This window comes from Candidatus Omnitrophota bacterium, from assembly GCA_028716165.1.
Classification (GTDB): domain Bacteria; phylum Omnitrophota; class Gorgyraeia; order JABMRG01; family JABMRG01; genus JAQUQI01.
This window is the reverse complement of sequence record JAQUQI010000001.1, coordinates 107254-120014: the sequence shown is the minus strand read 5'-3', so window position 1 is coordinate 120014 and position 12761 is coordinate 107254. Positions and strand designations below refer to the sequence as shown.

General features: G+C 38.3%; 12 protein-coding genes. All 12 read left to right on the top strand.

Translation table 11 applies throughout. From position 1 onward, the window contains the following. Nucleotides 1–21 precede the first annotated feature (21 nt). The 12 genes from PHV77_00560 to PHV77_00505 all read left to right on the top strand — a co-directional run bounded on the left by PHV77_00560 (nucleotide 22) and on the right by PHV77_00505 (nucleotide 12164). Nucleotides 22–2013 (top strand): DUF4365 domain-containing protein, encoded by a 1992-nt coding sequence (locus tag PHV77_00560; GenBank protein MDD5503792.1) that lies wholly within the window; start codon nucleotides 22–24, stop codon nucleotides 2011–2013. Nucleotides 2014–2437: 424 nt separating this feature from the next. Beyond that, on the top strand, nucleotides 2438–3415 hold the full coding sequence (rhuM, locus tag PHV77_00555; protein ID MDD5503791.1) for a RhuM family protein: 978 nt from the start codon (nucleotides 2438–2440) through the stop codon (nucleotides 3413–3415). 16 nt (nucleotides 3416–3431) lie between these two features. Next, entirely contained in the window at nucleotides 3432–3680 is a 249-nt protein-coding gene (locus tag PHV77_00550) for a hypothetical protein (GenBank protein MDD5503790.1), read from the top strand. A 235-nt stretch (nucleotides 3681–3915) separates the two neighbouring features. Beyond that, complete coding sequence (locus PHV77_00545) at nucleotides 3916–4284, top strand: four helix bundle protein (protein ID MDD5503789.1); 369 nt, start codon at nucleotides 3916–3918, stop codon at nucleotides 4282–4284. A 450-nt stretch (nucleotides 4285–4734) separates the two neighbouring features. Beyond that, nucleotides 4735–5334 (top strand): DUF6088 family protein, encoded by a 600-nt coding sequence (locus tag PHV77_00540; protein ID MDD5503788.1) that lies wholly within the window; start codon nucleotides 4735–4737, stop codon nucleotides 5332–5334. Nucleotides 5335–5373: 39 nt separating this feature from the next. Further along, nucleotides 5374–6114: a Fic family protein gene (locus tag PHV77_00535; GenBank protein ID MDD5503787.1), complete on the top strand. Its 741-nt coding sequence runs from the start codon at nucleotides 5374–5376 to the stop codon at nucleotides 6112–6114. A gap of 344 nt (nucleotides 6115–6458) precedes the next feature. Further along, complete coding sequence (locus tag PHV77_00530; GenBank protein ID MDD5503786.1) at nucleotides 6459–7430, top strand: HEPN domain-containing protein; 972 nt, start codon at nucleotides 6459–6461, stop codon at nucleotides 7428–7430. A gap of 96 nt (nucleotides 7431–7526) precedes the next feature. Next, nucleotides 7527–9299 (top strand): DUF4209 domain-containing protein, encoded by a 1773-nt coding sequence (locus PHV77_00525; GenBank protein MDD5503785.1) that lies wholly within the window; start codon nucleotides 7527–7529, stop codon nucleotides 9297–9299. Nucleotides 9300–9311: 12 nt separating this feature from the next. Continuing rightward, on the top strand, nucleotides 9312–9974 hold the full coding sequence (locus PHV77_00520) for a hypothetical protein (GenBank protein ID MDD5503784.1): 663 nt from the start codon (nucleotides 9312–9314) through the stop codon (nucleotides 9972–9974). Beyond that, the gene (locus tag PHV77_00515) at nucleotides 9975–10187 is read left to right on the top strand and encodes a hypothetical protein (GenBank protein ID MDD5503783.1); all 213 of its coding nucleotides are present in this window, start codon (nucleotides 9975–9977) and stop codon (nucleotides 10185–10187) included. Between the two features lie 239 nt (nucleotides 10188–10426). Next, nucleotides 10427–11374, top strand: coding sequence for a hypothetical protein (locus PHV77_00510; GenBank protein ID MDD5503782.1), 948 nt, complete (start codon nucleotides 10427–10429; stop codon nucleotides 11372–11374). Nucleotides 11375–11396: 22 nt separating this feature from the next. After that, nucleotides 11397–12164, top strand: coding sequence for a hypothetical protein (locus PHV77_00505; GenBank protein ID MDD5503781.1), 768 nt, complete (start codon nucleotides 11397–11399; stop codon nucleotides 12162–12164). Nucleotides 12165–12761 lie beyond the last annotated feature (597 nt).

Genomic DNA, 12761 nt, shown 5'->3' with positions numbered 1-12761 from the left:
TTGTTATAAAGGATAAGTTATATGGCATTCGATGATAGTCCGATAGTAGATGAGAATTCAAAAACCAGCCAAGAGTCCATTCTTGCTGTAAGAAGTTTTTTTACGAAAAAAGCAGGTTTTATAGCGAGAGAAATTGCAGACGATTATGGCATCGATATAGAGGTTGAATTAGTTCTTGAATCATCAAAAGCATCTGCATGGTCTTTTCCTATTCAAATCAAAAGCAATGCGCAAGCAACGACTGTAAAACATGGTGGCAAACAATTTATAACATTTTCATTTTTGACTTCGAGATTAGGTTATTTATGCCGAAGGTTTCCTGCTTATGGAATAGTTGTTCTATATGATGAAGGTAGGAAAAGCTGTTTTTATGATTATGTTGAAAATATAATTAAACGAGTAACCGATCAAAGGGATAATGAAGAGTGGAAGAGACAAGATAATGTAAATATTAATATTCCGATAGATCAATTACTCTCTGAGGCAGAAATTAATAAAATATCGGGAAAGATAAAAAGACGCTTTGAAAATTGTAGCGTACTTATTTCTGAGCATGGAAACAAATTTGATATACCATCCTTATTTACGGCTCAAAAAGATCCATCGGATTTTGACTCTCCGTGGAAAATTATAAAATTTATCGAAAATTACGGTATAGCATTGTTTAATAAGCAAGACTACTTATTAGTAGATTTTTTGTTATCTAAGTTGACTTTTTCACAGATAAATCAATCTTCAAAGTTATTATTTATTGCTGCATTAACATATGAAGGAATGGGGAAATATATAGATGCTGAATATTTTGTGAACAAATGTTTGCAACAAACAAGTGAATATTCCGCTGAAGAAAAGATATTTTTGAAATACCTTAAATCCGAAATCGAATGTGCCTTTGGTAATCTATCATCACAAGAGTACGAATCAGGAATGCAATATGTGTTCGATCACCTTGAAGAAGGAGAATTACGTCTCTGCGTCAAAGCAAGATTACTGCATTTGAAGATATGCAAAACAAACATCGATAAGGAAGGTTTAGAAAAAATATTGCTTGAAATCGGCGAGATAGTTGATTCAGTTGATAAAACTACGTTATCGGCAGTAATGAAATATCATTATAAAGTTTATTTAGCGACCGATATGTTTTTCATTCTTGCCAACCTCTTAACTCGTTTAGCCGGTGAAATAAAAATAAGAGAAATAATATATAGGCATGTTTCACTTAAAGAAAGAATTGATGCGGCACATATATTATTGCCAATATTGAAAGTCGCATCTGAGATATATCAGACAGCCCTTGACTTTGCAACCAAGGGCAACGACAACCTATTAAAGGGATATATATACTATGGACATGGGCTTGTTTCATTTTTAATTGATTCAAATTTGCTTTTATTAAATAAAGCTTCATCGGGCTTAAAAGAGGTCAGTAGTATTTATAAGATGGTAGTAGTCGCTTATGAATATTTTGTTAAAGCCGGGCTTATGCGTAATGCGTACAAAGCAATATCGGTAGCATACGATATTAATAAAACTTGCCAATTATTTTTTAAATTAAATATTACTGGCACGAATGAAGAAAAATTATTATCAATAATGAGAAAAATGGAGGCAGACCTTGGAGTACCTGGGTACATTTCTGATGTTGAAAACAATTATAATAAATTTGTAGAAATAAGAAATACAAATCCAGAAACCCAATGGCAAAGCATGTCCGTAGATGAAAAAGAAAAATATGTTAAGGATTTTATTAAGATAGCGGGCATACCTCAAGATCGGAAAGTAAATGTAATGGCTGATATGGTTTTTCTATCTGAAGCTGCAAAAGCTCTTGAGGGAAGCGGCTTTCAAGTATTGCAAAATCTAAAGCATACCGAATCAAGAGAAACTATGTATGCCTTTCCCTTAAAATATATATTGGAATGTAATAAATGTGGATTTAGGACACCAGAAGGAAGTACCTTGGATGAACTTTTAAACCATAAAAAACGATATCATCCCCATATATGCTTGTAGAAATAAGCACGAAGCTTAACAAGAGGAGTTTTGGCGACACAACACTTAATCTAAGACATGAATCATATGCCAATATTTGAAGGAGTGAGCATTTATTAGGTATCAGCAGGCGTCCTATTTAGTTACACCCTGCTAAATGGATATAAAAAACTTCTTACTTTTAGTGCCCCGCCATATGTAGGGTGTTACCAAATAGGACGTCTACGTAAACTAAATATCTGGAAACTCTATTGGATGCGCGCAGATTTAAAATGGCATTTGTATGAGGAATATTCCACTTTAGATGAATTGCTCAAGGAAGTCAAGGATGATCCAAACGGATGCTTCTGGGGATAAGAGATATTTGACCGTATGGCCAAGTTCCGCACGATGATACTGAGAACAATACAAATTGTGTATAATAATGAAATGAAGGAAGAAGATAATGACTAAAAAATTACGGAATATTGAAGGCGGAAAGGTTGTTTTATACAAAAAAGGGCTTGAGGTCCAATTGAGGGAGGAAACCGTTTGGCTTAACCAGGCCCAGATGGTTTTACTATTTCGGAAAACAAAACAAAATATTAGTTTGCACATCAATAATATCTTCAAAGAAGGAGAATTGCGTAAGGATTCAGTTATCAAGGAATGCTTGACAACTGCCAACGACGGGAAAAAGTATAAAACCTCATATTACAATCTGGATGTCATTATATCCGTTGGATACCGTATTAAATCCAAACAAGGAACTCTTTTTCGTATTTGGGCGACAAGGGTATTAAAACAGCATTTAATAGAAGGTTATACGATAAATGAAAAACGGCTTAAAAGACAGGAACAAAAATATTTTAAACTGAAAAATGCAGTCAATTTGATAGGCAATGTTGTGCAGATAGAAAATCTTTCGCCAGAAGCAAAAGGACTGGCGCAGGTAATTTCTGAATATACCCGAGCGTTGGATATTCTGGATGATTTTGACAATGGAAGATTAAAGGAGCCAAAAGGCAAAAAAAGCGGCAAATACAAAATGACCTACCAAGAAGCAAGGGCTATTATTGAAACGATGAAAGAAAAGTTTAAGGATTCTGATATCGTTGGCCAAGAAAAAGACCAAGGTTTTAAAAGTTCGCTCGGAGCGATTTATCAAAGCGCTGGCGGTAAGGATGCATATCCGACAATTCAGGAAAAAGCAGCGCATTTGTTATATTTCGTGACAAAGAACCACAACTTCGTGGATGGCAACAAGCGAATTGCCGCGGCACTATTTATTTGCTTTCTAAAGGGCAATGGAATTCTGTATCGCAAAGATGGTAGCCGTATTATTGATGATAATGCCCTTGTTGCCTTGACCCTCATGATCGCCGCAAGCAATCCGAAAGAAAAAGATGTGATGGTGAAAGTGATTACGAATTTGATTTGTTAATAATGGGAGATTATTAATGGAAAAGAAATTATCAAAAGATAAGCTTATTGAAAAAGCTGAAAGTCTCGGCATTGATATCAAGGGAGAACCTATCTATCAAAGCAGTTCAGGCAGACATGAATTCGCGAGCGAATATGAAATTCAAAGAAGAATAATGGAGAAAGAATCCCATAACCGCGCAACTAGACTTTTCTGGCTTGCATTGATATCTGCTTTAGCTTCTTTGGTGAGCGCCATTGCTGCTTGGACAGCAATCTTAAAGTAGTAATGCAAATTGTTTCAGTTTTTTATAGATCTAAGTCGATGAACGGCTATGACCAATTTTGGATTCATATACAACCAAAGGATGTTTGCAAATGACTCAAAATAAAACAGATACGAAAAAGAAGGTTTTTCTGAGAACCTTCGGCTGGCCAGTGGCAGAGTTATAGTAATGCGATGAGGAGCTTGGCCGAGGCTATTTTAGGCTAGAGGCGATAGGCTATAGGCGAGAGGAAAATATGGGCAAAGGGTTTGAACAATTACAGGTTTGGCAGAAGGCGAAAGACTTGGCAGTTCTGGTCTATAAGACCACGAGTGATGGGAAAATTGCCAAAGATTTTAGCCTTCGTAACCAAATGCGCCGTTCTGCTATCAGCATAGCCAGCAATATTGCCGAAGGCGACGAACGAGATACGGACAAGGAGTCTGTTAGGTTTTTCTATATCGCGAAAGGATCGCTTGCCGAGTTACGGACACAGCTCAGGATCGCTCTGGAAGTTGATTTTCTGGATAAGGACGAATTTGCCAAGGTCGAGCAGGATTGTGCAGAGATTGGCAAGATGTTGGGTGGGTTAATTAAGCATAGATCAGGCGATAGCAGGCTATAGGTTTTAGGTGAGAGGCGATAGGAAGAGCGCGGATCTATAGCCCATAGCCTATCGCCTATAGCCTTTTTTATTAGGGTCCTTGGAATGGGGCTTGGGTGAGGGTCGGGCGAGGCGTGGGGAGCCAGTGATAGTGGTCAAAAAAATCGATGTCCATGTCCATCACTTTTGGATTTTGGGCATAAGTTGGTCAACCCGGCCAAAATAAGCGCCCAGCGTCGGAAAATAGGCGATTTTAGGGGTATCCTGTGGGCGTTCGGGAAGGTCAAAAAAGGCCATTTTGATGGACATCGATGGACACGTAAATGTCCACTATATCGAAATGTCTCATAAATAGTGGACATTTCCGGCCGGTGGACATTTTAGGGTGTGAAATGGCTCCGGAGTTTAAAAACAGCTTTACTTTATGTCAGAAGTGCTATATATTATTTCTGACAATGAAAAGCGATTAATATGACAGAATCCATTGAGAGTAAAATACTTCGTCGAATTATCGGCAAGAAAAAAGGCTGGGTGTTTGCCCCAAGTCATTTTCTTGATCTTGGCAATCGTGCGGCTATTGATCAGGCGTTGAGCCGGTTAGTTCGATCTGGTGACATTCGCCGGTTAGCGCGCGGGCTTTATGATTATCCACGGAAACATCCGGATTTTGGAGAAATGCCGCCAGACGTTAATCGTATAACTGCCGCGCTTGCCGAAAAAGATAATCTTAAGATTCAACCGTCCGGAGCATATGCGGCTAACTTGCTAGGGTTGTCCGAGCAAGTACCGGCAAAGATTGCTTTATTGACAGACGGCTCTACCCGGGTGGTTCAAGTTGGTAACTGGCACATTATGTTTAGGAAGACATCGCCAAAAAATATGGCGACTGCCGGGCGCGTGAGCGGCTTGGTTATTCAGGCTCTACGGTACATGAAACAAAGAAATATCGACGATAAAGTAATTAATTCGCTTAAAAGAAGATTATCGGCCGAGGATAAGAAACAGCTTATCAACGATATTCGTTATGCCCCGGCTTGGATAGGTGAAATATTTAAACAGATAAATTCGTAGCAGTTTCTTGGCTTGTAAGCCAGTAAGGACGGAGGTCATATGAAAGAGATTTTGAGTAAGGTTGATGAGGCGCAGGCAAAAATAAACGCATTGCGCCCCTTTAGCAATGAAATGAATCATCAGATAAAGGAGTATTTTCGTATTGGGCTTACCTATTCAAGCAACGCGCTTGAAGGAAACTCTCTGACCATATCGGAAACAAAAGTGGTCATAGAGGATGGTCTCACCATTGCCGGAAAGCCGCTTAGAGATCATTACGAGGCCACGGGGCACAGTGACGCGTTTGATCATATGTATGCGCTTGCTACCGGGAAAACAATAACGGAAGAAGATATCAAAAAGTTGCACGCGCTTTTTTATCACCGCATCAAAGAAGAAGATGCCGGTGTGTATCGGAAGGTTCAGGCTATTATTACGGGTTCTCAATATCCTTTGCCTACACCAGACGCGCTTCCCGGGATTATGCAGAAATTTATTAAGGATTTGCCCCGTTTGAAGAAAGACACCCATCCTGTTGTCTATGCCGCCAAGTTTCATAAAGAATTTGTGTTTATTCATCCGTTTGTTGACGGCAATGGACGAGTGGCCAGACTTTTAATGAATGTGGCGCTTATGCAGGCAGGATACATCATTGCAATAATCCCGCCGCTTAAACGGTCGGAATACATCAGCGCTCTTGAAAAAGCGCATAAAAGCGACACGGATTTTATTAAGTTGATAGCATCATGCGTTTATGAGACACAGAACGATCTACTGCGTATGGCTAATGGAAAGAGCTAAAATGATTCTTGTTCTCGCTGGAAATAAAGGTGAATTCGAGAAGTTCTTGGAGAACCATGAGCCTAAGAACATTTTTCGGTTTATCACCAATGATTCGGATTATGCAGTAGGTATTAGCAGGCGTCCTATTTAGTTACACCCTGCCAAATGGATATAAAAAACTTTTTACTTTTAGCGCCCCGCTATATGTAGTATGTAGGGTGTTACCAAATAGGACGTCTACGTATGTTATTTAAGCACCATCTGGTAAACGGAAGCCGTTGATATTCGTAATGGGTAGAAAGGGCGATAGAGATTAATAGGGATAAAACAGGATTTGGCAGAAGAAGGCGAGGCAGAATTATATGATGCATGGTATGAGTGGAAAAGTTAATTCAAAGTTATACCAGTGGAATTTTACGATAGATGGGCTAATTCCTAGACAGGTACATCTGAAGAAAAAAGTCTGGTTAAAAAAAGGCGAGTTGTTGCTAGAGAAAAAGGGCGACAATCTTATTGCCTATCTGTTAGGTGATGATAATAAAACGACAGATAACGAGAATAAAATAATCCCCTATTTATGGGTATCTTGTTTGATAACGCCGAATTCTCCTGATTTAACTTGTGGTGGTGGGAGATCAATATCTTCCGAAAGTGAGCTTGGAAAGAAACCACTTTTTTCCTGTTCAATCACTACATCTATACCTAATGAAGCTGTGGATGGTATAGAAAAATATGCTCACAAGTTCTTGGGGTTCATTGGTAAGCTTCATGATAAGTATATTGATATTGTTAATCAGAACAAATTTTTAGCTGTGGCCTTAGAATACTTCCACGAAGCAAATAAAAAATCTATTCATAGTGACGAAGGCTTCGTTAATGCGATGATTAGCATGGAGGCGCTATTTAATGATGCGCCTATAGATATCAAATACAAATTAGCACAACGAGCGAGTTTTTTACTCAGCTTTTGTGGTATCGACCCGATAGAAAGTTTTGAAAAGCTAAAATCATTTTATAATAAACGAAGCACATTAGTTCATGGAGGAGGATCTTTATCGTATGACCCTGATCGAAGCCTTATCTCACGATATACAAGAAAAGCAATTATAATACTTTTAATATTGCTAAGGGATCAAAAAAGACGCAATCAAAAGAGCGCGGACAGAAAAAAATATATTTTGCAAGAACTTGATTATGCCTTGCTTGATGAGAAAAGGCGCAAATCTTTAAAAATGGAAATTACAAAAGGATTGAGAAACTTTAACCTGACAATCCCTCGCACTTTTGAAGGGACTGGAAAGGACGGGAAAGATTATCGTGTAACAGCTTGGTGAAAAATAAAAACCCTAAAAGGTGGCGCTTTTAAGGAATGCAGTGTTGCATGACTATCGTAAAGTATTTAAATGAGATTTAGCAGATGGATAAAGAAGATGTCAAAATTAAGTGAAAAGTTAATATGTGCTTGTAAAGAGGCTATTGCCGATGTTCAGGGAAAGAAGTTTACCGATTTTTTATCTTCGTTTAGGCAGAGGCAAGATGCCGCTAAGAAGGCTGATGATAAGGAATTGGAAGAATTTATGCGGCTACTTTGGGGCGTTTTCTCGATGTTTTTTCAATGGGGCGAGAAACAGCCATTTGGGCCACTTATGTCAGGGCCACAGGGAAGAACAATGATGCCTGAAGATTTGAGCGACACAGAATTGTCGGAACTTGAAGAAGTATTAACTGTATTTACTAATCTTCAATTTGTTGCCAGAATTAGTGATGTCCTTTGGATAAGACGCAGAAATTATTTGTTTGCGCAGAAAGCCGTAAAGGCATATTTGCAATCTGTTGACGAGGATAAGGATGAGTGTTGGGTGCCGAGAAGTGAATGGCTTAAACGAGCTACGCAAATAGCTATGGAGTTGGGTGAGAAAGCTCAAGAAAGGCAGACTGTCCGAGATAAGATTCTGAGTCTCTTTGAAGAAAGCATGAAGACATGCTTTAATGCGAAACAGGATTATTGGCCGTCTTCGCTTTTAGAGCTTTTAATCGAGAATAAGCTTGTTGACAATTGGGAAGAGCTTGCTGGGAAGGCGGTAGAAATTGCCAAAGGTTTTCCAATTTCTCCCGGTTGTGATGCCCCTCGAAAATACTATGAATATGCGGCAACATGTTATAGTTATGCGGACAAGCCTGAAAAGGCAAAGGAAGCAAAGTTAGCCATAGCTAAACATTGGGAAGACGAAGCACAGGCTTTTAAGACTCCTCAAGGTTGTGACGGCTTAAACTTGGCACATAGGATTGAGCAAGCTATTCACGCATACCGAGCGGCAGGTGACAAAAAGCGAGCGGAAGAGTTAGTACATGAATTGAAGGAAGCAAACAAAATTTCAATCAGTCAAATGAAGGTGATAAAAAGTCCAACTATTGACGCAGGCCCATTAATAAAAATCGCTGACGACTTAATACAGGGCAAGAAAGGAATCGAGGCAATCGAGGCTTTTGCCGCCTTGCACAGACCATTTAATTACGACCAGGAGAAAGCGTCTGCTGAAAAAATGCTTAAAGAGCATCCGCTGCAAGGAATTATTGGTGCCCACATAATTGAAGATGAGGGAAACGTTACTGCGAAAATACCTGGCATGACTGAGGATTATGAAGGTAGCCTTAAGGCGCAAATAATCAAAGGATATAATCTCGGTCAAAGTCTTTCGGCTTGTACGACGATAAAAAGAGGTGTTGACTTATTTCTTCAATCAGAGGAATCATGGCGGGATACTATAAAGGAATTAGTTGGAAAGAGCATCTTTGTGCCAAAAGATCGAACGGATATCTTTGAGAGGGCTTTGATTGCCGGATTTGAGGGCGACTATCTGACATTTATTCACTTTATTGTCCCCCAGATTGAGAATTCTATAAGGATGCTTTTTGGCTTAAATGGGCTTAAAACAACATCGGTTTCGTCGAGCGGGGTGCAAGAGGAACGCGACTTAAATCAATTATTAAATGACCAGAGCGCAGAAGCTATCTTTGGAAAAGATTTAGTATGGGAAATGCGTTCGCTCCTCATAAAAAAGTATGGCCCAAATTTAAGGAATAGGGTTTGCCATGGTCTGATAAATTCGTTAGATATAAGCAGTAATTCATCGTTATTTCTTTTATGGCTCAGTATTTGCCTTTTAGTTTGTGTAACTAAAAGACAGCAAGAGAAAAATTGAAGGAGGGATGATATGCCGTACAAATTATCTGATACACAAATTCGAGAATTAGTTAGTCAACCAGAGACAGGGATGGGGTATCAATATGTCGAAGCCTCAATGAGTAATTTATCTACCTCGCAAGGCGTAGTGCTGAATTCAGAAGTTTTTATTCCCGAAGAAAGAATTGAAAAAATTATGGGTAGGCGATTTCTTACATATTCAGCAATTCTTAACGAAGCAGAAAGGCCTGGGTACATTCGAACATTAAAAGTTGTTGGACGAAGCCGACTTCAACTTGGAGAAACTAGGCATTTTGCAAAATCTGCAGGAGTGCCTGCTTGTCAAGCCGCTAGTTCTTTAACAGGCAAAGATCAAGTTTTTAAAAGGTTCTCACCCTATAGGAATGACCGTCGTATTGGGGAGGATGGCAGTTTACTACCCGGAGCTTATGCAACTACAGAAGCAGATGCTCGAAATGTTAGAACGGGAAGTGATGCAATGAACAGATATGCCTTGCCTAGTGATGAGCCTGCAATTTATGTTTTTACTATTCAGCCTCCTGAAAAAACGTCTGTTCGAGTTGGAGTTGTAGAACCAGCGAATGGAAAACCTGGTGGTGGAGTAGAGGTGTTATTTGAAAATGGATCTCCCAAAAAGACTGTAACTGGACCCAATACAATCCCAGCGAATTAAATGAAACTGAAACTAAATAAATACTGGACTGAATATTTACTTAAATACCCAGAAACCGGCATGGGGTATCAAAAAGTAGATATTGTGTTAAAGTCCGGCCAGATAATCAAAAATATAGTTGTTTTAAATGCAGAACATTTGATTCTTCCCGAAGAATATAAAAACATAGGGTTGGAAGAAATTAAAAGTTTAAATATTCAAGGTAACGAATAGGGGGTGCCAATGAACGGTTTTAAAAAAGGATTTGCAGATATCAGCAGGCGTCCTATTTAGTTACACTCTGCCAAATGGATATAAAAAACACCTTACTTTTAGCGCCCCGCTATATGTAGGGTGTCACCAAATAGGATGTCTACGTATGTTAATAGAAATTATCCTGTGTTCACGGATGTTGATATCGGAAAGATAAAAAAATGGATGAATGATTTAGTATGATTTTTGAGGAGGGTTATATGAAAATTGTGAAAAATATAAGTATTATAGTTCCTTTAATCGCTGTCATTTTGTCATTTGCGTTAAACAAAAAGTCACCCAATGTTAGTTATACTTTGTCCAAAGGCATATCAATTACTTCATTTCAGGGCGAGACTATTAAACCAGAAGATGCGAAAGTAATTGCCCAAGAGCTAGTCATTAAAAACTTAGGTAACTTAAAAGCAGAAAATGTTCGCGTAACTATTAAGCGAAAAGTTATTAAATATGATGTTAATAGAAATTTTGCTTCCGACAAACCTGAAATAATTAAGAAAGATGCAGAATTCAGTTTACTGTACCCTGAACTTCCGCCGGATGGTAATTTTACTCTGATATTTAGCTCAATTGGTGCAGATGTTCAGGATGAAAATATTACTATAGCTGACCAGAATGGTTTGTGTAAACCAGCTCTTTCGCAGTCAAATTCATCTACTATTTTGTCTATCCTTTTATTATCAGTTATTTATCTTATACATATATTATTTATTCTCATTTGTTCATTTCTTAGAGGTTACTGGACGGGGAAATCAGAATTTAAAAGTTATCGTGAAATAATATCCAAAAAGAAACCTTTTGTGTATTTGACAGAAGTTAAATTAGATGAAATCTTACACAAAGAGGCAGATAAGCGTGAGTTGAGAGATGAGGCTTACAGGGTAATGTTTCAAAATACCGAAAGTCGCTTCGATTATGTATCTGCTATAGACTTTCTTAAAGCTGAAAAGCCTCAGTGGATGAAACTAGAAGATTATGAAACATTAAAAAATACTGCCCAAAGAGTTGTTAAGCAATACAAGTTTAGCGAGTTGTTTGGCTTGCTTAATATGATTTTTAGCAATCAAGTATTACCATTAGAAAAGCCTGATTGTTTGGATGATCGAGAATGGTCAACCATTTTAGATATCGAGAAGCGTTTAAAAAAATAAGATTAATCGTTTAACAGTGAATATGAGAATAGAGGTATCAGCAGGCGTCCTATTTAGTTACGCCCTGCCAAATAGATATAAAAAACTTCTTACTTTTAGCGCCCCGCCATATGTAGGGTGTTACCAAATAGGACGTCCACGTATGTTATCAAATAAGATTACAAGCATGAAAAACTCACAATTCAAAGAAATTTTTATTGAATCAAATCTTAAAGAATATGTATTAGGCCATAATGATCATGTTTATGTTTCTCAATGGTATAGTGGAACAACATCAAAAAACTGGAAGCCTTACTTTAAAAGAGATTCTAAGAAGACTCGATTTGCTCCGAAAGAACAAGCTGTATGTTATCTTGCTAAAGATTGCGCTCGTATCGATTTTGAAATAGGAGAATATTTCAAGAACTATAAAGTTGATAATAATAAACCTGATTTTAATCAAGACTTATGGCCTAGAATGACAAGTCAGATTGCATCTCCAGAACCAATACAGGAAATCAAAGGTGCTTTCAAGATTAACCAATCTGCTAAAATATTTAACTTTGATAAAGATATTCAAAATCAAAGTGCGCTCGATATTTTGTTTCAAAGAAACGAACAGTCATATAAAAAAAGTGGTGAATTTGCAGAATATCTACTTAATATGGGCTTTGATGGCATTTTATACAAACCTTGCACTTCGATTAATGGCATACTCGGCCCTTGCAATGATTCAATGCTCGTACTATTTGAACCAAAAGACAAAAATAGGAAATTATTTTCGTACTACCACATCAATAAAGAAATTTAACGCTAATAGAACCGATGAACGACCATGACTAAATTGGGATTTATATACGACTAAAGATATTTCATAATTTATGACGAATAAAACTGATACAAAAAAGCGAGTTTTTCTGAGGACTTTCGGCTGACCCTTGGTTTGTTCTTTACAAGTTCGCTAAACCGTTCTTTTTTACGGCTTTTCAAGTTGAGTTAACGGCAATGTAAGGGGTAATGATGCACCGCCAGCATTTCCTATGCAAGGGTTCGATTCGGCTTTTCGTGTTTGGCGAATTTTGCCCCCACCCAAAATTCGCCAAACACTTTAGCGTCCTCAACCTCGCAAAAATTCTCTTAAATTATTCCTTTTTTATATCGGCGGCCGCGAAAAATTTATAAAAGGTGTTTTTGTTCGGTTTCGTCCGCGCCCCGCCTGCGCGATTGTCCCGTATTCATTTCGGGACATCGCTTGTCGGGGCAAAGCCGAATCTATCTTGGTAACAGAGGTGGTTCTATATACCCCACCCACCTAAAGCAGTCTTTGTGCTCGGACTTCAGCCCTTCGGGCTTCCGTTGCCTGCGCTCAAAGCCTACTTTTCCCCAAAAAGGAAAAGAAACCTTGTAT

Coding starts and splice junctions, on each gene's coding strand:
- PHV77_00560 (MDD5503792.1), top strand. CDS start 22: ATGGCATTCGATGATAGTCCGATAGTAGATGAGAATTCAAAAACCAGC.
- rhuM (MDD5503791.1), top strand. CDS start 2,438: ATGACTAAAAAATTACGGAATATTGAAGGCGGAAAGGTTGTTTTATAC.
- PHV77_00550 (MDD5503790.1), top strand. CDS start 3,432: ATGGAAAAGAAATTATCAAAAGATAAGCTTATTGAAAAAGCTGAAAGT.
- PHV77_00545 (MDD5503789.1), top strand. CDS start 3,916: ATGGGCAAAGGGTTTGAACAATTACAGGTTTGGCAGAAGGCGAAAGAC.
- PHV77_00540 (MDD5503788.1), top strand. CDS start 4,735: ATGACAGAATCCATTGAGAGTAAAATACTTCGTCGAATTATCGGCAAG.
- PHV77_00535 (MDD5503787.1), top strand. CDS start 5,374: ATGAAAGAGATTTTGAGTAAGGTTGATGAGGCGCAGGCAAAAATAAAC.
- PHV77_00530 (MDD5503786.1), top strand. CDS start 6,459: ATGATGCATGGTATGAGTGGAAAAGTTAATTCAAAGTTATACCAGTGG.
- PHV77_00525 (MDD5503785.1), top strand. CDS start 7,527: ATGTCAAAATTAAGTGAAAAGTTAATATGTGCTTGTAAAGAGGCTATT.
- PHV77_00520 (MDD5503784.1), top strand. CDS start 9,312: ATGCCGTACAAATTATCTGATACACAAATTCGAGAATTAGTTAGTCAA.
- PHV77_00515 (MDD5503783.1), top strand. CDS start 9,975: ATGAAACTGAAACTAAATAAATACTGGACTGAATATTTACTTAAATAC.
- PHV77_00510 (MDD5503782.1), top strand. CDS start 10,427: ATGAAAATTGTGAAAAATATAAGTATTATAGTTCCTTTAATCGCTGTC.
- PHV77_00505 (MDD5503781.1), top strand. CDS start 11,397: ATGAGAATAGAGGTATCAGCAGGCGTCCTATTTAGTTACGCCCTGCCA.